We start from the raw sequence: 26968 nt of genomic DNA on the forward strand, positions 1-26968 counted from the left end.
ACTATTCTGTTTTAATGATTACACCGTCACTTCCTACGGTTAATTTACTTTTTTTATTTGATTTCCCTGATTTGGTTTCGGTAACTACTTTTCCGTTTATTTTTACTGTAACGGTTTCAGTAGAATCATTTTCGTCTATGATATTGATTTCTTCGGATTGAACGCCACCTTCCACATCATTGTATTCATTTTCGTCTGCAGGACAATCCATACATTTTACTTGAGTTTCTTCCACTTTATAAGTGTATTTGTCAGAGCTATGGTGAAGATTAAAATAATCATTGTCCGATTCGTCAAAATGTTGCACTGTCTCATCGGCTACAAACACAGTTCCTTTTGGAAGGTATAAATACAATTCTACCCTTTGGTCTCTGTATTTGCTTGCCATTTCAGTGATTAAATAGTTGTCTAAAAGCAATTGGTTGCCTACCACTTTGAAACCATATTTGATTTTTTCAGCTCTTTCATTGGCTTCTTTGAATGATTTTCCGTCAGCCAATTTTTCAATTTGAAGGTAAGCTTGTGCCTTGTCAGTGCTTTTGATTTCAAAGCTGATTTGGTTTGAATAAATCACTTCATTTTTAGCAGAGTCCTGAGTGAAAGTAAAATCTTCGTGTTCGTAAATGTTTTTCGAGAAGAAATCATTGTTCACAAATTTGATTTGCAAAGTATCCGTTGGTTGGATATTAATGACTTCTTTTTGGACAGTTTTGCCTTCAAAAGCAGATTCTGTTGATTGTTTGATACCAATGACAACCAAAGCGCCTACAGCAAAAATCCAAATGGCTAACAAACTGTATTTAGCGGCTGCGCCCAAAGACTTCATATTGGTTACCAATAATTTTAATCCTAATAATAAGAAGAAGAACAATGGAATACCGATAGCTAAGAAAGCTAATAATCCGAATATCCACAGTGGAATGTCAGTATAATTTACTGCTTCAACATAACGTTGCCATGGCGCATCAATAAAAGAAGTAGTTCCGAAAGTGAAAAGACCAATGAATATTCCGGCCAAACTCAAGGCTGAGAATACTAAGATGATAGCGCCTAAAACTTTAGCGAAAGCACCGAATATTTTCATAATTACATCTCCGATTCCGCCGGCTACTCTTTCGGCACCCGACTTAACTTGGTTTCCCATTTCGTCGTAGTTGGCATTTTTAAATTTGTTAGATACACTTTCAAATTCTTCTCTCACTTTTTTTTCGATATTAGAGATAGTTACCGGTTCGCCGGTCATTTCTAATTTTTCAGAAGTTGTTATTGCTTTTGGAGTTGCAATCCAAAGGACAATATAAGCAATGACTCCAAAACTGGTGAAAGCCAACAATAAGAAAATGATTTTGATCCAAACTGATTCTACGCCAAAGTAGTGACCTAAACCGGTACAAACCCCACCAATTAAACCTCTGTCTTTGTCTCTGTATAGTTTTTTGCGAGGAGGAAAGTTGTAATATGGCTCTGATTTGGTTTCTTTTGCCTCTTCGTCGTCTAATCTGTAGTCTTCCGGTTGTCCCATAACCACAATCACTTCGTCAACATCTTTATTGTTGATTACGTGCTTGTCGGTTTTTTGTTTGTCGGTCAAAAGCTCGGCAACGCGCATTTCAATATCTTTCATGATTTCGTCCTTGCCGGAAGAATTAGAAAGAGAACGTTTTATAGCATCAAAATATCTTGATAATTTTTGGTATGCATCTTCATCGATATGGAAGAATAAACCGCCTATATTAATATTTACTGTTTTGTTCATGATTGTTATTTTTGATTGGTTATGATGTTAACGGCGTCTGACAATTCGGTCCATGTGCCGTTCAATTCAGTTAAAAATGTTTTTCCTAATTCGGTCAAACCATAGTATTTTCTTGGCGGTCCCGAAGTCGATTCTTCCCAACGATAGTTGAGCAATCCGTCGTTTTTAAGTCTTGTCAATAGCGGATAAACAGTTCCCTCTACTACAAGCAATTTGGCGTTTTTTAAAGTGTCTAATATTTCAGAGGTATACGCGTCTTTCTCTTTTAAGACAGACAAGATACAAAATTCTAAAACACCTTTACGCATCTGGGCTTTTGTGTTTTCAATGTTCATAATACATGATTTAATTTTTTGTGATTAACATTCGCTTTTTGATTTTTTTTCCGCTGCGTGATTAGGGCTTTGGCTGATGATTGAAACTCTTTGATTGATTTGATTTTGATTAATTCTGATTGATAATGATTTGATTGATGATGATTTGATTGATGATGATTTGATTGATGACTATTCTTTATGGATTACTTAAAGAACGGTATGCTTAACGGATATTTATAGGCTTCACCATTAGAAGCTTTTACTGCTGCGTAGATGGTTAAAACAAATTCGATTAGTTTTAGAAAAATAAATAGAAGTACGGCAACAATTCCAAGGATTGTGATTCCGGTTATGTTACCGGCACTTAAATGTTCGATTACAAAATGTCTGTCAAAATTAATATCGTTTAAAGGCACATTCTTGAAAATCGAATAAATTAAAATCGGGATGGCAATTAAACACAATACGACGCTATATAAAAACAGACTCAATTGAAAATTTAATACATTTTTACCGTTAGCATCCACAAATTCAGATTCATTTTTCTTTGCACTCCAAATAATAATTGGAAAAATATAATTCCCTAGAGGAATAAAATACTGTATCAAAACACTCAGGTGCAAGAACGTAGCAATGCTTTTTTCGTTAGTAGTTGTCATTTTATTTGATTTTAAGTTGATGATTAGAATTGATTCTTAATAATACTATAGATAGTCTATTAATTTCTTATACAAAGATAAGGCTAAAAAAAGGTATTATGCAATGCAAAGTACTAAGATTTAACAAAAAATTAACATTTCAATAAACACTGATAACCATATCATTTTTTGTACTTTTATAGCAAAATCAAGCACTTATGGAATTTTCACCTTCAAAATTGAATACTTTTTTATTTTTCAAATTACCATCCGCTTTTTGGTCAGGTGTGAGGGTAAAAGCCATTTCTAGTGAGCAATGTGTTGTAACCGTGAAGCATCGTTGGTTCAACCAAAATCCTTTTAATTCAATGTATTTTGCGGTGCAAGCCATGGCTGCTGAACTCACAACAGGCGCTTTGGTCATGATGCAAATCAAAAAATCCGGAAAGAAGATTTCTATGTTGGTTGCCAATAACAACGGCAACTTTACCAAAAAAGCAACAGGTAGAATCACATTTACTTGTAATGATGGACATTTAATAAGTGAAGCCATTCAAAGAACCATCGCAACCGGTGAAGGTCAAACGATATGGATGAAATCTATTGGCGTAAACGAAAAAGGAGAGCAAGTCTCTGAAATGAATTTTGAATGGAGCATCAAATTGAAGTAATCAACAAAAGTTAAACCCTTTATAATTAGGGTTTTTTTATGATGGTTCGATTGTAACTTTGGTAAAAATTACTAAGATGAAGATTCTAATTACAGGCGCAACGGGTTTAATAGGCAGCGAATTGGTAAAACTGTTATTAGCAAAAGGTCATTCCATTCACTATTTAACCACTTCCAAGTCAAAAATAGAGAACCAACCCAATAATCAAGGTTTCTATTGGAATCCGGAAGAAGGGAAAATAGACGAGAATTGTATTTTCGGAGTTGATGCTATCATTCATTTGGCCGGAGCCAATATTGCTAAGCGATGGACCAATGCCTACAAACAAGAAGTTATAGAAAGCAGAACACTTTCTGCCGAATTGCTTTTTAATTTGGTCAAAAAACACCCAAATCACCAGATAAAACAAATCATCTCCGCTTCAGGAACGGCTATTTATCCTGATGGGATTGACAAAGTATATGACGAATCCACCAAAGAAACCGAAGACAGTTTTCTTTCTAATGTGGTCAAAAAGTGGGAAGCCAGTGTCAATGTTTTTCAAGTATTAGGCATTAAAGTCTGCAAATTAAGAACCGGAATTGTCTTGTCTAACAAAGGCGGCGCTTTGCCTGAAATGGTAAAACCTATTCAATTAGGATTCGGTTCCGCCATGGGTTCCGGAAAACAGATTCAATCTTGGATACATATTAATGATTTGGTGGCATTGTATAATTTCGCTCTCGAAAAACAATTAGAAGGAGTCTTTAATGCGGTTACACCCAATCCGATAAGCAATGAAGTGTTGACCAAAACGATTGCTAAATCCTTGAAGAAATCTCTTTGGTTACCCAATACACCCGAATTTGTAATGAAACTGATTTTAGGTGAAATGGCATACCTATTGTTTTCAAGTAAAAACTTAAGTGCCAATAAGATTTTGGATTTAGGTTTCCAGTTCCAATTCCCTGATATAGACAAAGCTATTTCTGATTTATACTAATAAAAAAAGTGCTGTTCGTTGACAGCACTTTTTTTTACTATAAAGATTGTTGAATTAATAATTATTACAGCTTTAAGCTAACCTGGAATATTGTTTTTTTTAATTGTGTTAACAAATTTAATCAAAACGAAAACGTAATAGTCTTAAAATTATATTAAATTTTGGTTAATTATATTTCACCTAATTCAAATTAAAACCAACAAAAAAAGAATGACAATTTGACATTATAAAAGAAATGGCAGTACTTTTGCATTCCGAGTGTTCGGAGTAAATCTCAAAAATGAAAATCAAGAATATTTTTAAAAATACATCACAAATGAATACGGATAACGCGGATAAAGAGCCAATAGAAAACGAAGCTGAAAATGCAGTTAATGGAATCGAAACGGCAGAAGAACTCAGTGTTGAAGAGCAATTACAAGAAGAATTAGCCAAAGAAAAAGATAAGTTCTTGCGTCTTTTTGCAGAATTCGAAAATTTCAAAAAAAGAACGACCAAAGAACGAATCGATTTATTCAAAACTGCCAATCAGGAAGTATTACAAGCCATGTTGCCGGTTTTAGACGATTTTGACAGAGCGATGGTACAAATTGCCAAAAGCGAAGATGAGGTTTTGTTAAAAGGAGTAGAATTGATTCATGAGAAGTTAAAAAACACTTTGATATCTAAAGGTTTAGAGCAAATTGACATCAGAACGGGAGACAGTTTCAATGCTGATTTTGCAGAAGCGATAACCCAAATTCCGGCGCCAAGTGATGATTTGAAAGGAAAAATTGTTGACGTTGTTGAAAAAGGATATAAATTGGGCGACAAAATTATTCGTTTTCCAAAAGTGGTAATCGGACAATAACAAAGAGTATGAGCAAAAAAGATTTTTACGAAATATTAGGCGTTTCCAAAAGCGCATCTGCTGAAGAAATAAAAAAGGCGTACCGAAAGAAAGCCATTGAGTTTCACCCTGATAAAAATCCGGGCAATAAAGAAGCGGAAGAAAACTTTAAGACGGCGGCCGAAGCTTATGAAGTCTTAAGTGATCCTGACAAAAAAGCCAAATACGACCAATACGGTCACGCTGCTTTTGATGGCGCAGGCGGTTATGGTGGCGGTCATCACATGAACATGGATGATATCTTCAGTCAGTTTGGCGATATCTTCGGTGGTGCTTTCGGTGGTGGAAGTTTTGGAGGTTTTGGAGGAAATGGTGGCGGACAACGTCGTGCCAAAGGAAGCAATCTTCGCATCAAAGTAAAAATGACTTTGGAGGAGATTGCCAATGGTGTTGAGAAAAAAGTAAAAGTAAAACGCAAGGTACAAGCGCCGGGCGTGAAATATAAAACTTGTTCAACCTGTAACGGTCAAGGACAAGTATTGCGTGTTACCAATACTATTTTGGGCAGAATGCAATCGGCTACAACTTGTCACGTTTGTGGCGGTGTTGGTCAAACAATTGAAAGCAAACCCAATAATGCCGATGCTCACGGGATGATTTTGGAAGACGAAACAGTATCCATCAAAATTCCGGCAGGCGTTGTAGACGGCATGCAGTTAAAGGTTTCAAGCAAAGGAAATGATGCTCCGGGCAACGGAATTCCCGGCGATTTAATCGTAGCCATTGAAGAACTGGAACACGAATTCTTAAAACGTGAAGGCGAAAACCTGCATTATGATTTGTACATCAGCTTTCCTGAAGCCGCTTTAGGTGTTTCCAAAGAGATTGAAGCAGTGAACGGAAAAGTTAGAATCAAATTGGAAGAAGGCATTCAATCCGGTAAAATATTACGTCTGAAAGGCAAAGGTATTCCAAGCCTGAACAGTTATGGTAACGGCGATTTGTTGGTTCATGTAAATGTTTGGACACCAAAGAGTTTGAGTAAAGAACAGCGTCAGTTTTTTGAAAAATCACTAACTGATGACAACTTTATTCCGAAACCTGAAAAGAGCGACAAATCTTTTTTTGAAAAAGTAAAAGATATGTTTTCATAATTAAAAAATTAGTTTTACATTTGATTATTACTTGGAAACAAGTAATTTCTTTTTCATAGCAATTTTTCCCATCCTTTTGTAAAAATTAGGGTGGGTTTTTTTTGTAACAAACATTTCTGTTTGACTACTTATTCTGTACTTTTACCAAAACAAAACATAAGTATGAGCAATATACTTGAAGTAAACAAAGTCGTAAAGCAATACGGTGATTACACCGCGCTCAACGAAGTTTCTTTAACCGTTCCAAAAGGCAGCATCTACGGACTTCTTGGTCCGAATGGCGCCGGAAAAACTTCCCTAATTCGCATCATCAACCAAATCACCATGCCCGATAGCGGTGAAATCATTCTCGATGGGGAAAAATTAAATCCTTCTCACGTGCATTCCATAGGTTATATGCCAGAAGAACGTGGTTTGTATAAAACGATGAGAGTAGGTGAGCAGTGTTTGTATTTGGCCCAATTAAAAGGATTGACCAAAGCCGAAGCCAAAAGAGAATTAGACTATTGGTTTGACCGTTTGGAAATTCAAGGTTGGTGGAACAAGAAAGTGCAGGAATTGTCTAAAGGAATGGCGCAAAAAGTCCAATTCGTAGTCACCGTTTTACACAAACCTAAGTTGCTTATTTTGGATGAACCTTTCTCAGGATTTGATCCGGTAAATGCCAATTTGATTAAAGACGAAATCATCGAACTCAACAAACAAGGAACATCCGTGATTTTTTCTACACACCGAATGGAAAGTGTGGAAGAAATGTGTGATTATATCGCCTTAATACACAAATCCAATAAACTAATTGAAGGCAAATTGACCGATGTAAAAAAACAATTCAGAACCAACAACTACGAAGTGGGAATTCTATCGGATAACATAGAAGGTTTGATGTATGACTTGTCGCAAAAATTCACTTTGGCCCAAACCGATTTCAAATCATTGAATGACGAATTGAAGTTGGAGATTAACTTAGGAAATGCTACGCCAAATGAGCTGTTGCATACTTTAGTCCAACGCGGACAAGTAACCCATTTTATGGAAAAAATCCCAAGTGTGAATGATATCTTTATTAAAACCGTAAGCGATAAATAATGAGTAAGCTTAATTTAATTATCAAAAGAGAATTTGTAGCCAAAGTGCGCAACAAATCATTCATTGTCATGACTTTTTTAAGTCCGTTATTATTTGTGGGAATTGCTGTTTTCGTAGGCTATTTGAGCACCATGAAAGCAGACAAGAAAACCATTGCTATTCACGACGAAAGCGGTTTGTTTGTCAAAGAATTCAAAAGCGATGACGAATACAAATATGTTGACTTGACTTTAGTAGACACCAAAATCTTAAAAGACAGCATCGTCAGTGAAAGCTACGAAGGTTTATTAGTCATTCCAAAAACTACTGACAACAAGTCTTTGGAAAAAGGCATTCAATACATCTCAAATGATAGTCCAAGCGTTTCCTTTATTGAAGATGTGGAAGAAATTATTAGCCAAAAACTAACGCAAGAAAACTTCATTAAATCAGGCTTAGACACTTTAGCCATTACGAAATCCGAAGCCAATGTTTCTATTAGTTTGTCCAAAGCTTCAGGAGAAACGGCTTTAAAAGGGTTAAATGAAATTAAAATCGCTATCGGCGGTGCCTTCGGTTATTTAATTATGATGTTTATTATCATTTATGGCAATATGGTGATGAGAAGCGTAATCGAAGAAAAAGTATCGCGTATTATAGAAGTCATTATTTCTTCGGTAAAACCATTCCAATTGATGATGGGTAAAATCATCGGAACGTCATTAGCCGGAATTTTACAGTTTATGATTTGGGCAATACTTGGATTGACGGCGATGTTTGTTTTATCCTCTATTTTTGGTATACAAATGGGCGCCACTTCCGGAGTTGACGCGCAAACTTTGCAAAATGCCCAACAAGAAATGGGTGGTTCAATGGCCATGTACATGAAAGAACTTTGGAACTTACCGATAGCCACAATTCTAATTTCATTTATATTTTATTTTATCGGCGGTTACTTTTTATACAGTTCGTTTTACGCTTCAATTGGCGCGGCTGTCGACAACGAAACTGATTCCCAACAATTTTTATTACCGATTATCATGCCTTTAGTTTTAGGCGTTTACATAGGGTTCTTTACCGTAATCAATGATCCACACGGAACGGTTGCAACAGTATTCTCAATGATTCCTTTGACTTCGCCTATAGTTATGATGATGCGGATTCCGTTTGGCGTACCACTTTGGCAAATTGGAGTGTCGTTGGCACTATTGTTTGCTACATTCTTATTGGTCGTTTGGTTTGCAGCCAAAATCTATCGCGTGGGAATTTTAATGTATGGCAAAAAACCGACTTGGAAAGAACTCTACAAATGGTCAAAATATTAAAGATGAAAAATACTGCTTTGATACTCTTGTTGTTTTTTGGTTTTTCGGGTCAAGCCCAAAATGCCGAAGTGCAAAAAACAATCGAAACGTTCTTCGAAGGTTTTCATGCTAAAGACACGGTAAAAATAAAATCGACTTGCAGCGAGAAATTGATTTTACAATCTATAACCGAAAGTCCGAAAGGCAATAAGTTTTCCGAAGAAGTTCCAAAAGAATTCCTTTTGTCAATGGCCACTATTCCGGCAGAATTGAAGTTCGAAGAAAGAATTTTAAGCTACAATATCCAAGTCGATGGCACTATGGCACACGCTTGGACACCTTATGAATTCTACATCAACGGCAAATTGAGCCACAAAGGCGTGAATGCGTTTACGTTGTTTAAAGATGTTTCAGGTTGGAAAATTGTTCACCTCATTGACACACGCCGAAAGTAATGAACAAGTTTATAATAATTTTATTCATGGGATTTACAGCTTTTGCCCAAGAAAGCAAAGCCTTAAAATTATCCTTTTCGGGTTATTTAGAAACTTATTATGCCTATGATTTCAATCGCCCTGACACCCAAGCAAGACTTCCGTTTATGTATAATTACAACCGACACAATGAGTTCAATCTTAACATTGGTTTGTTAAGGGCTAAAGTTGAATACGACAATGCATACGCTGCAATTGCATTGCATTCCGGAACTTATGTTGAGGATAATTATGCTAATGAAACTACTAAAATAATTAGTGAAGCTTATGTTGGTTTGTATCTTGACAAAGCCAAAAAATCAACAGTTGATTTAGGGATTTTACCAAGTTATATCGGATTTGAAACGGCCACTTCTGCTTCAAATCTGACTTTGACTCGTTCTTTGTTGGCCGAGAATTCGCCTTACTTTATGACCGGTGTTAAATATACTTACAAGCCCAATGACAGATGGCAATTTTCAGGATTGGTAACCAATGGTTGGCAACGCATCAGCAAAACCGATAAAAACGTTGCACCGGCTTTGGGTTCGCAAGTGGTTTTTAAACCTTCGGACAAATCAATGTTCAATTGGAGTACATTCGTAGGGAAAGAATTGTATAATAACCAATGGGGCATGCGCTATTTCAGTAACCTTTATTGGGACCAAAAATGGAATTCCAAATGGCGCACCATACTAGGTTTTGATTCCGGAATCCAGACAGATAAAAGTAACAGCGATAAGCAATTGTATTGGATGAGTCCGGTTTTAGTAGCACAATATACTTTGGCACCCAAATGGCAAACCGCTTTCAGAGCCGAATATTATCAAGATAAAGACCATGTAATGATCACCGCGAATGATGAGTTTAAAACCTTTGGCACGTCATTGAATATGGATTATCTCATCAATGACAAAGTCAAATTCAGAACCGAACTGAAATATTTAAATAGCCAGGAAAAAATATTTGCAAATGACACTTCTTTAGTAAATAACAACTTTTGTATTATTACGACTTTGTCTTTTGAATTTTGAGATTATTAGGGTTATCCGGAAATGTTAAGCAAACTTCATCTCCAATACTTCCTTAAAAGTAGACGTATAATCTTCTACATGCGTTCGTTTCATGATATGTTTAACCCCGGAATTCAGATATTGGCGTTGGAGTTTTTTTGGAAATGCGCCCGATATGATTACTACAGGAATGTCATTCCATTGAACGGAGTTTTTAAGGATGACAATGAGTTCTCTGCCATTCAAAATAGGCATATTACTGCCCAAAAAAAGAATGTCAGGTTTGGATTCCGATTTGCTTAAGTCTTGCATCATTTTATGACCATCTCTGAAAATGGAAATCTTATGCCCTAAACCTTCTATAGCGTGTTTAAAGAAATATAAATCTTCATTTTCAACGTCAAGATAATATATGTATTTGGATTTTTTCATGGTATCTTTTGAATAAGCGAAGATACCGACACAGTACTAAAAGAGCTTTATACTATTCTTTGAGAAAATTGCATAATTCATTCATTTAACAATCTGCCATATTCACAGCAACAGCTAAACCGCCTTCAGAAGTTTCTTTGTACTTGGAGTTCATGTCTTTAGCGGTTTGCCACATGGTATCGATTACTTTGTCTAAAGGCACTTTGGCATTTTTGGCATCGGTTTCCATGGCAAGCTCGGCGGCATTTATAGCTTTAATAGCACCCATAGTATTGCGCTCTATACACGGAATTTGAACCAAACCACCAATTGGGTCACAAGTTAAACCTAAATGATGTTCCATAGCAATTTCAGCAGCCATTAAAACTTGGTCAGGTGTTCCACCCATTACTTCACATAATGCTCCGGCCGCCATGGCTGAAGAAACCCCAATCTCGGCTTGACAACCGCCCATTGCAGCTGAGATTGTAGAACCTTTTTTGAAGATACTACCAATTTCTCCGGCAACCATTAAGAATTGTTTGATTTGCTTTTCGTCGGCTTCGTGGTTTTCGATGACCATGTAATACATTAATACGGCTGGAATTACGCCTGCGCTACCATTTGTTGGTGCGGTTACTACACGACCCAACGCAGCATTGACTTCGTTTACGGCCAAAGCAAAACAACTAACCCATTTTAGGATTTGTCGAAATTTAACTTCTGTTTTTCGAATGCATTCGAGCCATTCTTGTGGCGAATTGTAATTGGACAAACCAATCAAACCTTGGTGCATATCAAAAGCACGACGCCGAACATTTAAACCTCCGGGTAAAATACCTTCGGAATGACAACCGATATACATGCATTCTAACATGGTATTCCAAATGCGCATCAGTTCGCTATGCACTTCAGCTTCGGGACGCATGGAGATTTCATTGGCATAGACAATCTCTGAAATCAGTTTCTCTTCTTTAATACTATATTGGAGTAACTCTTCCGCATTTTGAATGGGAAAAGGAAATGCACATTTGATTTGGTGTTTCTTTTTGGCATTAATTCTTTCTTCTTTCACCACAAATCCGCCACCGATGGAGTAGAAAGTTGAAATGATTTCCTGACCATCATTAGTGGTTGCAGTAAAGGTCATTCCATTGGCATGAAACGGAAGGAAGTTTTTGTTGAAAACAATATCAGTTTCGGGATTGAAGTCAATTGCTAACTCGTTAGCCAAATTAATTTGGTGCGTTTTAGCAATGGCTTGAATGATACTATCAATATTTTGTACCGGAATATATTCAGGATCTTGACCACTAAGTCCGAGCATAACTGCATAATCAGTAGCGTGACCTTTTCCGGTAAGCGATAATGAACCGTATAAATCTACTTTTACGTGCGTTACTTTTTCTAGCTGATTCTCGTCTTTTAATTCGTTTAAAAAACGTTCGGCAGCGCGCCATGGTCCAAGCGTGTGTGAACTGGATGGTCCGACACCAATTTTTAGCATATCAAATACCGAAATGCATTCTTCCATTACTATATCGATTTAGTTGGGCAAATATAGGTAAGAATTGTGGATTCTGAAAGGAGTCTTAATCCCAAAGGGTACCGTCTAATCCCAAAACGGTGCCTATCCAAAGTCCGATAATGTAAATAAGTATACTCGAAATAACGGCCATTGTTTTTTTTGAACCATTTTGTGGACCCATTTTAGCAATAAAGTGGAAAATAGCACCACCGACTGCGCCGGCTAAGGTGACAAGAATGAAAGGTTTAACCATCCAGAATTTTCCCCATTCCGCATCAGGATCTTGGATAGGAAAAAGGAAAAGAGAAATTAATGCGAAAGCAATTCCTGCACCAATAATCATGGGTTTGATTAATGAAGTTTTGTTGATGTTGTTTGTTAAATTATTTGTCTGTATCATGATAATTTAATTTAAAGTATAGAAAGGGTTCAACTCTTTTTGACAAATATAATTAACTTTGAAATACAAAGTACTTTTAATTAATTATTTTTTATAATTTAGCCCAAAATATTTAAAGGGTATGGAATTTTTTGTAGCACAACACTCAATAGTTAGAAAAATTTGGGGCAAAAGCGATACGATATTATTCATTTTTGCCGGTGCTGCCGCAGAGTTTGCTTTGAATAAGGCTGTGGATTGGCTTTACTTTACAGGCAAGTTACCCTCAGATCCATTAGGACGGTTGTTTTCTACTGTGAGGTATGCTCGAATGATAGTATTTGCTCCAAAAGCGGAAGCCAATAAGGCTATTGATACCATGCGAAAAATACACAGTACTGTAGAAGAAAATCGTGGTGCGGTCATTCCGGATTGGGCTTATCGTGACGTGTTGTTTATGCTGATTCACTATTCGATATCGGCTTATGAACTGTTAGAAGAAAAATTAACCGAGGCTGAAAAAGAAGAAGTTTATAATGTCTTTTATCGTGTAGGCGATAGGATGGGATTAAAAGATTTGCCCCAAAATTATATAGAGTGGTTACCAGTAAGAGAAGCCCATTTGATAAACGATTTGCAGAAAAGCGAGTATACTGCGGATCTTTTTAAACAATATAAAAAACACCTCGGTGCCTTGCGTTTTATGGTATTGATAGAAGGTCAAAAATTGGTGTGTCCGAATAGGGTCAAAACCTTGTTACAATTCACCCGTTTGTCATGGCTAACCATTGTGGTACCCATTTACAAATTCAGCCGACAGGTAAAAATGGATTGGCTACTTAAAAGCATATTGCTGCCTACAGACTACAAAGCTCAAATCAATGAGTTGGATGTTTATAAGGGCTAAAAGTAAATTTCAGCATCTTTTATTTGGAAAGAATCTTATCCAATTTGATTTTGATAACCAAAGTAGAATCAGGGGAAACGTTAGGTGGATAACTTTTTCTTTTTACTAAATGGGACGAAGCAATCAGTTCGCGTACTTCCCCAACACGCATGCCTCTCAAACCTTCGTCAACCGCATGTGTAGCCTGATTGCCGCCAATCAAAACTTTTACAGGAGAAGTGGAATTATAATTGGAATACAGTACTGTTCCGTTACGGTAACTCGTTGTTTCGTATAGAAGGATTTCATCACCAACTTTGGCTTTTGGTCCAACCCCTTTTTCTAAAATCTTATATTTTAAACCTGATTGGGTTTCAGTATATGTTGCAGCACAACTAATCAGCAAAACAGCAGCAGTTAGAAAGTAAATTTTTTTCATTTGGTTTATTTGATAAACTAATTTAAAAAGATTTCAGAAACTGTAATACGGTTATTCTTTATATTTTATTTATGAATAGCAATTGACTAAATATTCTTATCTTTAAAAGATTAATTTACAACAAAATAAATCATTATAATATGGCAACAACAAATGTAAAAGCTTATGGCACAGGTGCACCCGATGCAGCTTTGGCCGAAATGAATATCGAACGCAGAGACGTTTTAGCAAATGATATCGAAATTGAGATTATGTATTGTGGCGTTTGTCACTCCGACTTGCACTTTGCCAGAAACGATTGGGGAATGACCACTTATCCGGTTGTTCCGGGTCACGAAATTGTTGGCAAAGTAACCAGAGTTGGGAGTGGAGTGACTAAATTAAAAGTAGGCGATTTTGCCGCGGTGGGTTGCTTAGTTGATTCTTGCCGCACTTGCAGTAGTTGCGAAAAAGATTTAGAACAATACTGCTTAAATGGATGGGTCGGTACTTATGGCGGTTATGACAAACATTTGGACCAACCGACGCATGGTGGGTATTCTCAAAAAATAGTAGTCGATGAAAACTTCGTTTTGACAGTACCGGCTAATTTAAATTTAGCAGCTGTAGCGCCATTACTTTGTGCAGGCATCACAACTTGGTCTCCGTTACGTCATTGGAATGTAGGCAAAGGAACTAAAGTTGGTGTTGTAGGTCTGGGAGGATTAGGACACATGGCGATTAAATTGGCCAAAGGCTTAGGAGCAGAAGTAACACTTTTCTCCAGAACTCCTGGCAAAGAAAAGGATGCGTTAGGCTTAGGTGCCGATGCAATAATTATTTCAACCGATGAAGCTCAAATGGCTTCCGTTACCGGGAAATTTGATGTGATTATTGACACCGTTCCTTACGTACACGATGTTAATCCGTATGTTGGGACTTTAGCCATAAGCGGCACTTTGGTGATTGTTGGTTACTTGGGAGGATTAGAACCTATACTGAATACGGTTCCTCTGATTATGGGAAGAAGATCTGTAACGGCTTCTTTAATTGGAGGCATCGCTGAAACTCAGGAAATGCTTGATTTCTGTGGTAAGCACAATATTGTTTCTGAAATAGAACTTATCAAAATGCAAGACATTAACGATGCTTATGAACGAATGCTGAAAAGCGATGTGCGTTACCGATTCGTAATTGATATGGCTTCTCTAAAAGGATAGTTTAAAATAGTTATGGTATAAAAAAAGCAACTATTAAGTTGCTTTTTTTGTTTTAACTGGGAATTATTTCCTCAAGCATTTCATTACCGGCTTTGTCAAAATAAGTACAAGTCATTTTTTCCATACAAACAATCCATTTCTCAACACCGGATTTTGCACAGTCACTACAGAAAGTCATATAATCAGTTTTTCCTTGTTGGTGTGATTTTAGGTCGCCTTTGAATTGCTCGATATTGCTTTTTTCGGCAATGGCTAAAAAATCATATTTGGCTGGTGAAGTGGTTTTATAATCAGCCTTGCCAAAATAATCAGTATGACCGTCTGCAACAAATGCCTCATAAGAGGTTACTCCAAGCTGAATAATCTCTTGGATATAATTAGGAAAATCTGCTCCCGATTTTACTTTTGAATGTGCTGTTTTGATTTGTTCTATTGTAAACATTGCTTTGATTTTAGACTTAAGCTAAAATACAAAAAAATACCATCCCAAAAATAGGAGAGAAGATTAACTGCCGTTCGTAATGGTTTATCTCAAGTTGTTCAACTCATCTTCTTCTTCGGTCAATTCAGAGGTGTCAGTATTGAAATATTTAACAACCTTATCCTGGTCTTTTTGGTTTTTATAAATCAAATAAGCCACCAAAACAATGGCAATGACGGCTACTACAGCGATTATTTTCCAATTGATTTCCATGATTTTACGTTTTACATAAAGGTAAAAAAAAATGAGGAATTTGGGGTGTTTTGTTATTATTAAATTGTTAAAGAGCTAAAGACTTTTATATATCGCCAAAAAATGAAGCAATGTTCCCAATAAAACAAAGATATGCCAAATGGTATGATAGTAATATTTATAACTTTTGACATAAAAATACACCCCAATAGTATAACTCAAACCACCCGCCAATATCCACCAAAATATCTCCAAAGGAACTGTATCGGTTAACGGTTTTATGACAAATACAATCATCCAGCCCATGACCAAATAAAGGACTACAGAGAGCCATTCAAACCGATTGATAAAAAATATTTTGAAAAACATCCCCAAGAAAACCACTGTCCACATCGTGGTTAGAAAAACAAAAGCAGTTTCCGATGGCAGGTATTTAATCATCAATGGCGTGTAAGTGCCGGCGATTAGAAAATAAATACTAATGTGGTCAGCTATTTTGAGCAAGTTCTTCGATTTTTTCTTTTGAACAAAATGATAAAAAGTAGAACAACTGTAAACTAAAAACATCCCAATCGCAAAAGCTGCAACCGAATAAAAAGTAGTTAAGTCGTTGTTATCATATGTTATAGCCAAAACGATAGGCATAGCGATAATACAAAACAGCACACCCAAACCATGTGAAATGGCATTGGCCAGTTCTTCGTTGCGGGTTTGTTCACGGTGTTTCATTGGAGTGATAATGTGTTGCGTAAAAATAGTGAAAAGGAAGTTTGAATTTCATACCTTGTAATAAATTGTATTTTTTGGCGTCAAACGATTATCGTTTAAATTTATATCATGAAACAGTATCTACTATTATTTTTAATGCTAATCAGCACTTTCGTTTCGGCTCAGTCACAAAGAGAATTGTATAACAACAGTATCAAAGCATATGAAGCGAAAGACTATGTTATTTTTTTAAAGTTGACCAAAACACTCGACAGCATCCGACCTTTTCACCCAACGTTTACGTATAATTTGGCTTCCGCATATGCACTGAATGATAAAGCTAATGAGTCTTTAGCAGTCTTAAAAAAATTGGTTTTGATGAATAACACTACCGAGTTTGAAAAAGACGCCGATTTCAATTCGCTCCAAAACACTGAAGGTTTCAAAGCGATTTTGGAACTCAAAGCCACTCAGAGTATTTTGATAGCAAATTCTAAAAAGGTAGCCACGTTATCCGAAAAAGCCTTGCATCCGGAAGGTTTGGTTTATTTGTCGAAAACCAAAATATGGTTGGCCTCAAGTATTCACCAAAGAAAAATTATTGCTTTTGATAAGAATACCGGAGTTTGTACCGATTGGCTTAAAACTGATGATATGTTGGCTGTTTTTGCACTTAAAGCCGATGCGAAAGAGGAATATTTATGGGTAGCGACTTCGGCTATGCCTGAAATGGAAAATTTTTCTGCAGCACTTGAAGGCAAAGCCGAAATTCTGAAAATAAATCTCAAAACCAAGCAAATTGTAAAACGTTTTACGATTGAAGGTAATCACGTTTTCGGGGATATTTATGTGACCAAAAACAACACGGTTTATGTTTCAGACAGTGCTAAGCCAATGCTTTACAAAATTGAAAACGACGAGATGAAGCCTTTTGTATCATTTGAAAACGAAGCGTTCAATTTGCAAGGCATAACAATGAATGAAAAAGAGCACAAACTTTTCGTTGCAGATTATTTAAAAGGAATTGCGGTTGTCGAAATAAAAACGCTTTCTAAAACATGGTTAACACTTCCCGAAGGAACCATTGGCAAAGGCATTGATGGATTGGTTTTTTACCATAATAAGTTGATTGCAGTGCAAAATGGCGTTACTCCAATAAGGTTGACGCAATTCAATTTAAATAAAGCGCAAAATGGAATCGAAAGTTTCCGCATTTTAGACAACAACCGACCTGAATTTGACGAACCGGCATTGGCTACAATCGTTGGCAATAGACTTTATTTCTTTGCCAATTCACCTTGGAAAGCTTATGACAAAAACGGAGTGTTAGATTTGAATAAAGTTAAAAATCCGGATTTGTATTATTTGGAGTTTTAGGTTTTAATCGATTTTCCGAATCCGACAAAAACAATAGCACCTATCGCAAATGCCAAAAATAAAAACCCGCTGATGTTCAGCACTTTTTCTAAACCCAATTCGGTTACATCAACAAAAGGATAAGGATAAAAGCCTGAAAGATTGCCTCTCAAAAGAATGAAAATAAAATAGCATAAAGGATAAAGTAACCAACTTGGAATAGCGCTCCAAGAAACGTCTTTTTTGTTTTCACAGCAAATCCAAAAGACAAAAACATACGTCGGAATAATGGAGTGTAGCAACTCGTCAACGATTCTTTGCATGCCGGTTGGTTCCCAAATGTCACGCAACAACAATTGATAAACAATCCCTACAGTTGTAATATAAAGCGTTGTTGCGGTTAAAAAACCCGGTTTTTCAAAACGGGAAAGAAGTGAAAGAGGTTTTTTGTACCATAAAACCGAAAAATACAAAGCCACCAAACAATTGGTTAGTATGGTGAAATAACTAAAAAAGCGGATGGTCGTTTCGGTTAATGATTCTACTCGGTTTTGCATCAATAAGACAAATTGCACGACGATGGCAAACCATCCTAATGCACCACCAATGAATACGAGTTTGTCTTTTAAAGTATCGGACGTAATCATCGATTAGTTTGGCTTTGCAATTTTCTTGAAACGCATCATCGGAATATCATCTGCAAGCAGTAGCAATTTACCTTCACTGTCAAAGGCAAATCGGTTGACTTTACCCAGCATTTTCAGAAAAGTTTCTTCGCCACCGCCTTCGCAAAATGCCATGGTTTTCATGGAGTTGCCAAATTGAATGTTGTTTTCTTTCTTAGTGTATTTTCCACTGTAGCCATTGCAACTTGTGTTGCCGCTGAATTGACTTCCGGCTTCTTTGAACATGATGTAAGGTTTCTTTTCGGGATATAAACCGTCAAAGGCAATTCGTGGTCCCGAAATATATTCGAGTTCCCAAGTATTGTCATAAAAAGCAGTTTTGCTGTCAGTAGTGCTGACATCATTAGTTTTAGTAGCACAACAAGCCGATACTAAAACTGAAAAAAAGGAGAGTAATAAAAGCGTGTTCTTTTTCATATCAAAGATTGTTAAAACACTCAAATTTAATAAAAAAGAATCAATGTTTCAAGGGTCTTTTTTTAATCATGCCGCCTTTGGTGTCTTTGACGCTGTTCATTACTACAAAAGCGTCGGGTTCTATTTTTTCTATTTCGGTGTTGAGTTTGTTAAGTTCCAAACGGGTGATTACCGTATAAATAATGTCAATTTCTTTGGTTTCGCCACGTTTGCCATAGCCGCGTTTGCCACTGTAAACGGTTACGCCTCGGCCCATAACGTCAATAATCATCTGTCTGATTTCATTGTTTTTAGAAGAGATTATGGTAACCCCTATGTATTCGTCGATACCTTCTATAATAAAATCGAGCGTTTTAGAAGCGGCTAAATAGGTTATCATAGAGTATAGTGCCACTTCAATACCAAGGAAATAGGCTGCTGCAGAGAAGATAATCACATTAATCACCACAATGATGTCTCCGATTGTCGTTCCGAATTTTCGACTGAGGTAAATGGCCAATACTTCGGTTCCGTCTATTACAGCGCCACCTCTAACCGAAAGTCCGATTCCCGCTCCAAGAAAGAATCCGCCAAATACCGCCACCAATAAATTGTCGTTGGTCACATTCGGAAAAGTAACCGTTGCCAAGCAAATGGCTAAACCACTAATGGCTAAAGCGGTTTTAATAGCAAAAGCTTTCCCCATGACATTATAACCCATGATAACAAAAGGAAGGTTGACGCCTATAATCAAAAGATAAAGTGGCGTTCCGGTAAGTATGGAGATAAGCAGCGAAATCCCCGTAGCACCGCCGTCAATAAAGTGATTCGTCAAAAGAAATCCTTTAAAACCAAACGAAGCCGAAAAAATACCCAGGGTAATTAAAACGAAATCTTTACTGTTGCGTTTGGCCAAAATGATAAATTCTCGATAGCCTTTGGCGAGTTCGTATTTGGTATATGTTCTTTCTTTCCCGGATTTTTTTCTAGGTTTTTTAAGAATGGTATTGATGATGATTTTTTGCCAAAATGAATTCATACGGTTGTTGTTTAAGAGCTCGTAATTTAATTATAAGTACTTGGTCAATATACAACAATTTGCTGAAACTCCAATGTTTTAACTTGGTTTTCACATCGGCTTTGGCTCAATTTCTTTAGTAGATAGGGCAGAAACTTTATTCTCAGCGTTAACCGTTACAAACAATTCTCGCTTAAAATATTTCTTTTCGTAATTGATATTGTAATGAAAAATATGCTCATTGGTGATTTTGTTATAGGTAATATCAATCAAGTTCAGCCCAATAAACCTTCCGTTTCTTTGGTTGATTTTTTTACAAACCGTAGAGATTTTTTCTTTGGTGGCATTTTGGCGCACTTTATCGGTGGCTTCAGCACTGCTAAAAGCCTTGAAACGGGAAGTGTTACAAGTTTCCAATAATCTTTTACCCAAATCATCGGCCCTGTTTTTTTTAACCATCGCTACTTCCTCAGGTTTTACTACCGAAATGGTTTTGTCAACCGTTGGGTTTTTACTTTTACAGGAAACAATCAACAACGCACTGCAAAACAAAATAAAGAGTCTCATAAAAACAGGATTTAAGGGTTATAAGCAGTTACAAAATTATGACGATGAGGTAGTTGAGGTGTTATAAAATTTTGCAGAATAGTTATAAGATTTGATAATAGTTAAATCAAAATTTGAAATTTGATACATCGATTTTACCAATCGATGTATCGAAACAAATCATTTTATCACAGCTGGTTTTTCAATATCGAATTTGTATTTTTGAACCACTATAAAACCCAAAGCATGAAAATCGTAATATCACCGGCCAAGTCGCTCAATTTTGAAAAAGAAGTGCCTACACTTATTTGCACCGAACCGCAGTTTTTGAAACAAGCCGGAACCATTCAAAAAACATTAAAAAAGAAAAAGCCCAAACAACTTTCGGCTTTGATGGATATTTCGGAGAAATTGGCAGAACTCAATTGGCAACGTAACCAAGAATGGCATACGCCGTTTACGTCTGAAAATGCCAGACAAGCGGTTTATGCTTTTGATGGTGATGTTTACACTGGTTTGGATGTTTATAGTTTACCCGAAGACAAATTAGCCGTTTTGCAGGACAAACTCCGAATTTTGTCAGGATTGTACGGTTTGCTCAAACCGCTGGATTTAATGCAGGCCTATCGATTGGAAATGGGCACATCAATTCCTATCGGTAAAAACAAAAACTTATACGAGTTTTGGAAAAAGACCATTACTAAAGAATTGAACAGCGAATTGCAGAAAGGCGAATTGTTTGTCAACTTGGCGAGCAACGAATATTTCAGTTCGGTTGATACCAAAACTTTAAAAGTGCCGGTCATCACACCGGAATTCAAAGATTACAAAGACGGCAAACTCAAGATGATTAGTTTCTTTGCCAAAAAGGCGAGAGGCATGATGGTGCGCTATATTTTAGATACCAATGCAGAAACCATTGACGATTTAAAAGGATTCAACTACGAAGGGTATGCTTTTGATGCGAATTTGAGTAAAGGGAATACTTTAGTCTTTACCCGATAGCTATCGGGACTAGAAGCACGTTCCAAAAAACATTTAAACACTTACCCCAAAAAGATACCCCACCAACGCTGAAAGCGCCATAGCAATGGTTCCCCATATCGTAATGCGCAAGATGGCTTTTTTAATGCTTGAACCACCGGTTTTGGCAGCCGTGGCTCCCAGTATGATTAGGAAAATAGTAGTGAAACCATACAGCCAATATTCCATTTGGAGTACGGGAGCAAAGAGGATGACCAAAAGCGGTAATACTCCACCAACAGTAAACGCGGCACCCGAGGCTAAGGCAGCCTGAATAGGGTTGGCCTGACTAATTTCATTAATCCCCAACTCGTCTCTAATGTGAGCGCCTAATGCGTCTTTTTCGGTTAGTTCGATGGCCACTTGCCTAGCGGTTTCTTTTTTTAGACCTCGCTTCTCATAGATTTGGGCCAAAATGTTGAGCTCTTCTTCGGGCATTTCCCGGAGTTCTTTAATTTCTCTTTCAATGTCTGCTTTTTCGGTATCGGTTTGGGAACTTACCGAGACATACTCTCCGGCTGCCATAGACAAAGCACCGGCAACAAGACCGGCAACGGTGGCTAAAACAATAGGTTCTCTGGTGGCACTGGCAGCCGCTACGCCAATGGCCAAACTGGAAATAGAAATGATGCCGTCGTTAGCACCTAAAACAGCGGCTCTTAACCAATTGCTTCGGTGGATGTAATGGCTGTCCATGTAGTTGTCTATGGTGATCATAAGCTTAGGATTTAGTTATAAAGTTACGATTTTTTTGACCACGGATGACACAGATTAGACTGATTTTTGCGGATTGTAAAGTGGTGCTTTTGAGTTTATTTTATTTCAAATGAATCGAAGAAGTAGTTGATGTATGGATTTTTATCATTTTCTTTTGGACAATATACAATCAAACCGCAATATTTATTTTTCACTATATATATTTTCATGTTTGCGATGATTTGGTCATTGTTTAAGCTCATTTTTACTTCTCGTCCGGAATAAGCTCCAAGTGTTATAGGTTTTTCAGATATTAAAATTGCTTTATGATTTCTAACTGAACCGGCTATTGCAGCATCAAACAAAGGTTTTTCTTCTGTCAACGATTTTTTTGGGAGCTCATTGTATGAAAAATAATATCTCAAATTTTTTTGATCAAGCCTTTTTGCTTTATAAGTAAATGTATTTGCCTCAACTTCTCCAGCTAAAGTCTGCATCATCTTTTTTTCTTCAATTGGCTTTTCAGGAAAAGAGATTTTAAAATTTGCTGAGTCAAGAACATACCAATCCGTTTGAGTATTGAAGCTAAAGCATATTAAAGTTGACAATATCAGCAAACAAATAATTTTTATTTTACTCATAATAAATGGTTTAAAATTGAATACACTATGTTATTTTCACGAGCGGCGTCATAATCACAGCTAACGTACCGCAGATTGTAACTGCTGCGATGATTTATTACTGATGATTTCAAATATAAAACTTCCTTTTGAATTTTCAGAGAAAATTCGGGACAAGCCCAAGCGCGCAGTTGTTACAAACTGCTGTTAGCCAACGTTATTCTCACTTCCACGCAATCTTTTCACTTTTCAGAATCTCCAAAGCTTTTTTAGTTTCATTTTCTCCATCACTCAAAGAACCTGGAAGCATAATTAATCGAGTTTTTAGTTTTCCTTTTTCGTCTTCGAAAAGTACTTCAAATCTTGAACGTGTTGCGCCATATTTTGCATCAATGAATTTTACTTCTTTAATTTTATTTCTCTCAATAATGGAAGTTGCCGAATAGTTCATGCTTTGCTTGACTTTATAGAATAGAAAGCCAGCAAATAAACTATAAAATAATGCAGTAACAATTTTTTCTTCTTGATACGCTTTGAAAGAATAATAGAATAAGAAAACTGCAAATGCTGAATAAATAATTAGGATTCTTGAGATTCCATTTCCAACAACAACTTTTGAGACATTTCCAATTATTCCATCTCTTGTCAAAATAATCTTGTTTGGCAAAATATGACAATATCCGGTTTTCGTTTTAAATGTGTTCTCGTTTTGCATAATGTTGTTAATAATGATGGCTAACTAATCGATTAGTATAACCTAAATCAAACCCATTCTACTAGCTAGTTTCTTATCTCCCAAACTTACAAAATCTTTCCCCGCCATACAATCCCCGTCAATAGGGATTTTACCTTAAGTTATCAACATAAATTACTTACAAAAGGGGATTTAAGGCACTTCGACAAGTTCAGGATGACAAAAGGGAAAGGGGGTAAGGGATAAGGGAAAGGGATAAGGGATAAGGGAATTGAGTGCATAATTTTCAAATCCGAAAAGTATGCAACCAATTTGAGTGCATGTTTTTCAAAACTAAAAAGTATGCAACCAATTTGAGTGCATGTTTTTCAAAACCAAAAAGTATGCACACAAATCGAGTGCATGTTTGTCGAGAACGAAAAGTATGCACAATGGTGTAAAACGGATAGATGGATATACCATATAAGGGAAAAGGTCTTTCGACAAGCTCAGGATGAAACAAGGGATTAGGGAAAAGGGAAAAGGGAAAAGGTTCTTGATATATCCTAAATGCATTTGGACATTCGAACTGATAGGTATAGTTATGATATTAACAGCACGGATTGTAAATATGTGCTGTTGGTGTTTTTATTCTCCTTTTATAAATTCAGAAATTTGCTTATTCATATCTGGGATTTTATTTTTCATAACATCCCAAACAATTGCGTAATTAACTCCGATATAATCATGAATTAATCTGTCACGCATTCCGGCCATATTTTTCCATTGAATAGTCTTCCATTTTACTTTGAAGTCAACCGGAATTTTCTTTGTAGCTTCTCCTATAATTTCCAAACTTCTTACAACGGCTCTTTTCAGAGTTTCATCTTTTATGAAATCTTCAAACAATAAGTTTTCACTAACAGAAATAATGTATAAGCATTCGTCGTGGATATGTCTAAGATATTCTTTTGGTTCTTTAGACATATTGAACTTCATTTAAGATTTTCGGACCAATATAGGGACTCAAACCGTTCTTGGTGACAACTTCAATTTTTTCGTTTTTGAAAATTTTTTCAAATAAATCATAAACAGCCATATAATTGTCGAAGTTTTCTTTTTCAGGTTCAAAATCAATCAATAAATCAATATCACTTTCGCTTGATTGTTCATTACGTATGTAGGAACCAAATAAGCCAACATTTCGAATACCAAATTTTGAAAGCTTTGTCTTATTAGATTTTAGCGTTTTTAATATGTTTTCTTTTGTTGTCATTTCAAACTTTTTTCAAATATACAAAAGTTTATCTTTTGAAACTAGGTCGCAGAAAATTAGCGGTAACTAGCTAATTAACTTAACAAGATTAAATTTTTACTTAACGTTTTTTTGAGCACGGATTGAAAAACTGCGATGTTGGGATGTACTTTTGACTCTAATCTGAGCAATTGAAATACAGTGGTTTTCACAAGATAGTTTAAGCGTAAAGATATTCCTGGTATTCTCGGATAGTTTCGTTGGTGGCTTTCTTTTGGTCGCGAGCCAATTCACGCATGGCTTCCACGCCTTTTTTGGCACAGCGCTTTACTTTGTAGAGGCGAGAAGAGAAGGAATGTAGTTTTTCCAAATCTTGAGGAGAAAGTTTGGCCTCGAGTTCGCTTACAAAATCATTAAACTCTTTTAGGACTACTTTGTTTTCTTCATAATCCGTTTTTAAATCATCAAGAAGTTCATGAATCTCTTTGCTGATGTCATTGCTTATATCTTCACTCTTCTTGCAAAGTTCTGCAATAACCTTTTTCTCGTGCTTGTTAAAAAGTCCCATGATTGTTTAATTTTAGTTAGTTGTTTTCGACAGTGTTAAACCAAATTTAGGAAATTGTTTTCAGAAACAATGCAAATTGTTAATAACTAAGTGATTAGCTTTAAAAACACACCAAAAACAGCCTTAAATAAGCCACTATAGGTAAAATCTATATTGATTATTTAAAAAATTGTTTTTCAGTTGTATAGGTATAATTATTTAAAGTATATTTCGGATAAAATTTCGAATATTATCTGTTCCGTTTTTCGAAATAAATTGTATAAAACTACTGCCGATAATGGCCCCTTTTTGGTGTTTTACTGCTTGCTCAAACGTTCTTTTATTGCTAATTCCGAATCCGATTATTTGCGGATTTTTCAAATTCATAGCCGCAATTCTTTCAAAATAACCCAACTGAATGTCATCAAAACTGTCTCTGCTTCCCGTAACACTTGCGCTGCTAACCATATAAATAAACGCATTGGAATTGGCGTCAATTAAGCGAATCCTTTCCTCAGAAGTCTGCGGCGTAATTAAGAAAATCATCGCAATGCCATAGTTTTCAAATAGTTCTTTGTATTCAGACAAGTAGATTTCCAGCGGTAAATCAGGGATAATTAAGCCGTCAATACCGGTTTCTTGGCATTTTTGCAAAAAGTTTTCTATTCCAAACTGTAGCATCGGATTAAAATAGCCCATGATGATTAATGGAATGTCAACAGTGCTTCGAATGTCTTTTAATTGAATGAAAAGAATATCGGTAGTCATGCCGTTTTTCAGCGCTTGCGTTGAGCTTGATTGTATGGTTGGACCATCGGCTAAAGGATCGCTAAAAGGCAATCCGATTTCTATCATATCGACACCATTTTGAGCTAAATTCTCTATTAAACTTTTAGTATCGTTTAAGTTAGGAAAACCTGCTGTAAAATAAATAGATAGTATTTTTTTATTGTCAGATAATTTATGTTGAATTCGATTCATGATTACAGCTTAAAATAGTTAATATAAGTATTCAAATCTTTGTCACCTCGACCGGATAAATTAATGACTACAATGTCACTTGGGAGGAACTTTTTGTGCTTCAAAACCGCAAAGGCATGAGCGGTTTCTATTGCCGGAATGATGCCTTCGGTTTGGGCCAATTCGATTCCCGATTGCATCGCATCATCATCAGTTATGGCAATGAATTCAGCTCTTTGGGTTTGGTACAAATTAGCGTGCATTGGTCCAACACCGGGATAATCCAACCCTGCAGAAATCGAATAAGGTTCTGTGATCTGACCGTCATTCGTTTGCATTAAAAGTGTCTTGCTTCCGTGAATAATACCAATCTTACCCAAAACAGAAGTTGCCGCACTTTCGCCCGAATCAATTCCTTTTCCGGCCGCTTCCACGGCAATCAGTTTTACCTTTTCTTCGTCCAAAAAATGATAGAAAGCACCGGCAGCATTGCTTCCGCCGCCAACACAAGCAATCATGTAGTCGGGATTTTCACGGTTTTCTTTTTCGAGTAACTGACTTTTAATTTCTTCAGAAATCACACTTTGAAACCGCGCCACCATGTCGGGATAAGGATGCGGACCAACAACAGAACCAATGATGTAAAACGTGTCTTCGGGATTGCTAATCCAATCACGAATCGCTTCGTTTGTAGCGTCTTTCAAGGTTTTTGAGCCTGAAGTTGCCGGACGAACTTCGGCACCGAGCATTTTCATTCGCGCCACATT

General features: G+C 36.5%; 34 protein-coding genes. 12 read left to right on the top strand and 22 right to left on the bottom strand.

The genetic code is table 11. The annotated features are described in order from the left end of the window. Position 1: 1 nt before the first annotated feature. The 3 genes from ACK4HO_RS07465 to ACK4HO_RS07475 form a co-directional block, all read right to left on the bottom strand. Positions 2-1756 (bottom strand): PspC domain-containing protein, encoded by a 1755-nt coding sequence (locus ACK4HO_RS07465; protein ID WP_409664496.1) that lies wholly within the window; start codon positions 1754-1756, stop codon positions 2-4. Positions 1757-1761: 5 nt separating this feature from the next. Then, the gene (locus ACK4HO_RS07470; protein ID WP_121314380.1) at positions 1762-2091 is read right to left on the bottom strand and encodes a PadR family transcriptional regulator; all 330 of its coding nucleotides are present in this window, start codon (positions 2089-2091) and stop codon (positions 1762-1764) included. 185 nt (positions 2092-2276) lie between these two features. Next, on the bottom strand, positions 2277-2732 hold the full coding sequence (locus ACK4HO_RS07475) for a DUF4870 domain-containing protein (RefSeq protein WP_409664498.1): 456 nt from the start codon (positions 2730-2732) through the stop codon (positions 2277-2279). Between the two features lie 197 nt (positions 2733-2929). On the opposite strand from ACK4HO_RS07475, the gene ACK4HO_RS07480 reads away from it, so the two are divergent. The 8 genes from ACK4HO_RS07480 (at position 2930) to ACK4HO_RS07515 (ending at position 10223) form a co-directional block, all read left to right on the top strand. Continuing rightward, positions 2930-3382, top strand: coding sequence for a DUF4442 domain-containing protein (locus ACK4HO_RS07480; protein ID WP_409664500.1), 453 nt, complete (start codon positions 2930-2932; stop codon positions 3380-3382). A gap of 76 nt (positions 3383-3458) precedes the next feature. Beyond that, on the top strand, positions 3459-4364 hold the full coding sequence (locus ACK4HO_RS07485; RefSeq protein ID WP_409664502.1) for a TIGR01777 family oxidoreductase: 906 nt from the start codon (positions 3459-3461) through the stop codon (positions 4362-4364). 280 nt (positions 4365-4644) lie between these two features. Then, positions 4645-5214, top strand: coding sequence for a nucleotide exchange factor GrpE (locus tag ACK4HO_RS07490; RefSeq protein ID WP_409664504.1), 570 nt, complete (start codon positions 4645-4647; stop codon positions 5212-5214). A gap of 8 nt (positions 5215-5222) precedes the next feature. Further along, complete coding sequence (gene dnaJ / locus ACK4HO_RS07495; protein ID WP_409664506.1) at positions 5223-6347, top strand: molecular chaperone DnaJ; 1125 nt, start codon at positions 5223-5225, stop codon at positions 6345-6347. Between the two features lie 162 nt (positions 6348-6509). Continuing rightward, positions 6510-7433, top strand: a complete 924-nt coding sequence (locus ACK4HO_RS07500) for an ABC transporter ATP-binding protein (RefSeq protein WP_409664508.1) — start codon at positions 6510-6512, stop codon at positions 7431-7433. Beyond that, positions 7433-8737, top strand: coding sequence for an ABC transporter permease (locus ACK4HO_RS07505; RefSeq protein WP_409664510.1), 1305 nt, complete (start codon positions 7433-7435; stop codon positions 8735-8737). Before ACK4HO_RS07500 ends, ACK4HO_RS07505 begins: the two co-directional genes overlap by 1 nt. A gap of 2 nt (positions 8738-8739) precedes the next feature. Further along, positions 8740-9171, top strand: coding sequence for a nuclear transport factor 2 family protein (locus ACK4HO_RS07510; RefSeq protein WP_409664512.1), 432 nt, complete (start codon positions 8740-8742; stop codon positions 9169-9171). Then, positions 9171-10223: a porin gene (locus ACK4HO_RS07515; protein WP_409664513.1), complete on the top strand. Its 1053-nt coding sequence runs from the start codon at positions 9171-9173 to the stop codon at positions 10221-10223. Before ACK4HO_RS07510 ends, ACK4HO_RS07515 begins: the two co-directional genes overlap by 1 nt. A gap of 24 nt (positions 10224-10247) precedes the next feature. On the opposite strand, the gene ACK4HO_RS07520 is transcribed toward ACK4HO_RS07515, so the two are convergent. From ACK4HO_RS07520 to ACK4HO_RS07530, 3 genes are all read right to left on the bottom strand, one after another. Further along, positions 10248-10634, bottom strand: a complete 387-nt coding sequence (locus tag ACK4HO_RS07520; protein WP_409664515.1) for a response regulator — start codon at positions 10632-10634, stop codon at positions 10248-10250. Positions 10635-10719: 85 nt separating this feature from the next. Continuing rightward, complete coding sequence (locus ACK4HO_RS07525; RefSeq protein ID WP_409664516.1) at positions 10720-12147, bottom strand: L-serine ammonia-lyase; 1428 nt, start codon at positions 12145-12147, stop codon at positions 10720-10722. Positions 12148-12205: 58 nt separating this feature from the next. Then, positions 12206-12541 (bottom strand): potassium transporter KefB, encoded by a 336-nt coding sequence (locus tag ACK4HO_RS07530; RefSeq protein WP_409664518.1) that lies wholly within the window; start codon positions 12539-12541, stop codon positions 12206-12208. A 121-nt stretch (positions 12542-12662) separates the two neighbouring features. On the opposite strand from ACK4HO_RS07530, the gene ACK4HO_RS07535 reads away from it, so the two are divergent. Next, positions 12663-13427 carry an oxygenase MpaB family protein gene (locus ACK4HO_RS07535; protein ID WP_409664520.1) on the top strand — a complete coding sequence of 255 codons (765 nt, stop codon included), beginning with the start codon at positions 12663-12665 and terminating at the stop codon, positions 13425-13427. Positions 13428-13446: 19 nt separating this feature from the next. On the opposite strand, the gene ACK4HO_RS07540 is transcribed toward ACK4HO_RS07535, so the two are convergent. Beyond that, positions 13447-13845: an FKBP-type peptidyl-prolyl cis-trans isomerase gene (locus ACK4HO_RS07540; RefSeq protein WP_409664522.1), complete on the bottom strand. Its 399-nt coding sequence runs from the start codon at positions 13843-13845 to the stop codon at positions 13447-13449. Between the two features lie 140 nt (positions 13846-13985). Between ACK4HO_RS07540 and ACK4HO_RS07545 the strand changes: the two genes are divergently transcribed. Then, the gene (locus ACK4HO_RS07545) at positions 13986-15044 is read left to right on the top strand and encodes an NAD(P)-dependent alcohol dehydrogenase (RefSeq protein ID WP_409664523.1); all 1059 of its coding nucleotides are present in this window, start codon (positions 13986-13988) and stop codon (positions 15042-15044) included. Between the two features lie 52 nt (positions 15045-15096). On the opposite strand, the gene ACK4HO_RS07550 is transcribed toward ACK4HO_RS07545, so the two are convergent. The 3 genes from ACK4HO_RS07550 to trhA all read right to left on the bottom strand — a co-directional run bounded on the left by ACK4HO_RS07550 (position 15097) and on the right by trhA (position 16446). Continuing rightward, on the bottom strand, positions 15097-15486 hold the full coding sequence (locus tag ACK4HO_RS07550; protein WP_409664525.1) for a DUF1398 domain-containing protein: 390 nt from the start codon (positions 15484-15486) through the stop codon (positions 15097-15099). An 84-nt stretch (positions 15487-15570) separates the two neighbouring features. Next, complete coding sequence (locus ACK4HO_RS07555; RefSeq protein WP_409664526.1) at positions 15571-15738, bottom strand: hypothetical protein; 168 nt, start codon at positions 15736-15738, stop codon at positions 15571-15573. 75 nt (positions 15739-15813) lie between these two features. Beyond that, positions 15814-16446 carry a PAQR family membrane homeostasis protein TrhA gene (gene trhA, locus ACK4HO_RS07560; RefSeq protein WP_409664528.1) on the bottom strand — a complete coding sequence of 211 codons (633 nt, stop codon included), beginning with the start codon at positions 16444-16446 and terminating at the stop codon, positions 15814-15816. A 108-nt stretch (positions 16447-16554) separates the two neighbouring features. Between trhA and ACK4HO_RS07565 the strand changes: the two genes are divergently transcribed. Next, positions 16555-17802 carry a YncE family protein gene (locus ACK4HO_RS07565; RefSeq protein ID WP_409664530.1) on the top strand — a complete coding sequence of 416 codons (1248 nt, stop codon included), beginning with the start codon at positions 16555-16557 and terminating at the stop codon, positions 17800-17802. Here ACK4HO_RS07565 and ACK4HO_RS07570 read toward each other — a convergent pair. From ACK4HO_RS07570 to ACK4HO_RS07585, 4 genes are all read right to left on the bottom strand, one after another. After that, positions 17799-18428 carry a Pr6Pr family membrane protein gene (locus tag ACK4HO_RS07570; RefSeq protein ID WP_409664532.1) on the bottom strand — a complete coding sequence of 210 codons (630 nt, stop codon included), beginning with the start codon at positions 18426-18428 and terminating at the stop codon, positions 17799-17801. The genes ACK4HO_RS07565 and ACK4HO_RS07570 overlap by 4 nt on opposite strands. Before the next feature lie 3 nt (positions 18429-18431). Beyond that, the gene (locus ACK4HO_RS07575; RefSeq protein ID WP_409664534.1) at positions 18432-18884 is read right to left on the bottom strand and encodes an META domain-containing protein; all 453 of its coding nucleotides are present in this window, start codon (positions 18882-18884) and stop codon (positions 18432-18434) included. A gap of 40 nt (positions 18885-18924) precedes the next feature. Continuing rightward, positions 18925-19902: a YitT family protein gene (locus ACK4HO_RS07580; RefSeq protein ID WP_409664536.1), complete on the bottom strand. Its 978-nt coding sequence runs from the start codon at positions 19900-19902 to the stop codon at positions 18925-18927. 90 nt (positions 19903-19992) lie between these two features. Further along, positions 19993-20448 carry a hypothetical protein gene (locus ACK4HO_RS07585; RefSeq protein WP_409664538.1) on the bottom strand — a complete coding sequence of 152 codons (456 nt, stop codon included), beginning with the start codon at positions 20446-20448 and terminating at the stop codon, positions 19993-19995. Between the two features lie 225 nt (positions 20449-20673). On the opposite strand from ACK4HO_RS07585, the gene yaaA reads away from it, so the two are divergent. Beyond that, positions 20674-21432, top strand: coding sequence for a peroxide stress protein YaaA (gene yaaA / locus ACK4HO_RS07590; protein WP_409664540.1), 759 nt, complete (start codon positions 20674-20676; stop codon positions 21430-21432). 33 nt (positions 21433-21465) lie between these two features. Here the strand turns inward: yaaA and ACK4HO_RS07595 are convergent, their stop codons facing one another. The 8 genes from ACK4HO_RS07595 to ACK4HO_RS07630 form a co-directional block, all read right to left on the bottom strand. Further along, entirely contained in the window at positions 21466-22167 is a 702-nt protein-coding gene (locus ACK4HO_RS07595; RefSeq protein ID WP_409664542.1) for a VIT family protein, read from the bottom strand. A 95-nt stretch (positions 22168-22262) separates the two neighbouring features. Beyond that, positions 22263-22787, bottom strand: a complete 525-nt coding sequence (locus ACK4HO_RS07600) for a hypothetical protein (RefSeq protein ID WP_409664544.1) — start codon at positions 22785-22787, stop codon at positions 22263-22265. A 202-nt stretch (positions 22788-22989) separates the two neighbouring features. Next, on the bottom strand, positions 22990-23481 hold the full coding sequence (locus ACK4HO_RS07605; protein ID WP_409664546.1) for a phosphoribosylaminoimidazolesuccinocarboxamide synthase: 492 nt from the start codon (positions 23479-23481) through the stop codon (positions 22990-22992). 606 nt (positions 23482-24087) lie between these two features. After that, positions 24088-24426: a DUF86 domain-containing protein gene (locus ACK4HO_RS07610; RefSeq protein ID WP_409664548.1), complete on the bottom strand. Its 339-nt coding sequence runs from the start codon at positions 24424-24426 to the stop codon at positions 24088-24090. Continuing rightward, positions 24419-24715: a nucleotidyltransferase family protein gene (locus tag ACK4HO_RS07615; RefSeq protein WP_409664550.1), complete on the bottom strand. Its 297-nt coding sequence runs from the start codon at positions 24713-24715 to the stop codon at positions 24419-24421. The genes ACK4HO_RS07610 and ACK4HO_RS07615 overlap by 8 nt, the downstream gene beginning before the upstream one ends. 199 nt (positions 24716-24914) lie before the next feature. Further along, the gene (locus ACK4HO_RS07620; protein WP_409664551.1) at positions 24915-25262 is read right to left on the bottom strand and encodes a hypothetical protein; all 348 of its coding nucleotides are present in this window, start codon (positions 25260-25262) and stop codon (positions 24915-24917) included. Between the two features lie 198 nt (positions 25263-25460). Further along, entirely contained in the window at positions 25461-26222 is a 762-nt protein-coding gene (trpA, locus tag ACK4HO_RS07625) for a tryptophan synthase subunit alpha (protein WP_409664553.1), read from the bottom strand. 2 nt (positions 26223-26224) lie between these two features. Further along, positions 26225-26968, bottom strand: a 744-nt coding sequence (locus ACK4HO_RS07630) for a pyridoxal-phosphate dependent enzyme (protein WP_409664555.1), incomplete at its 5' end; no start/stop codon positions are given.

The sequence above is a fragment of the Flavobacterium sp. genome (assembly GCF_046296355.1).
Taxonomy (GTDB): Bacteria; Bacteroidota; Bacteroidia; order Flavobacteriales; family Flavobacteriaceae; genus Flavobacterium.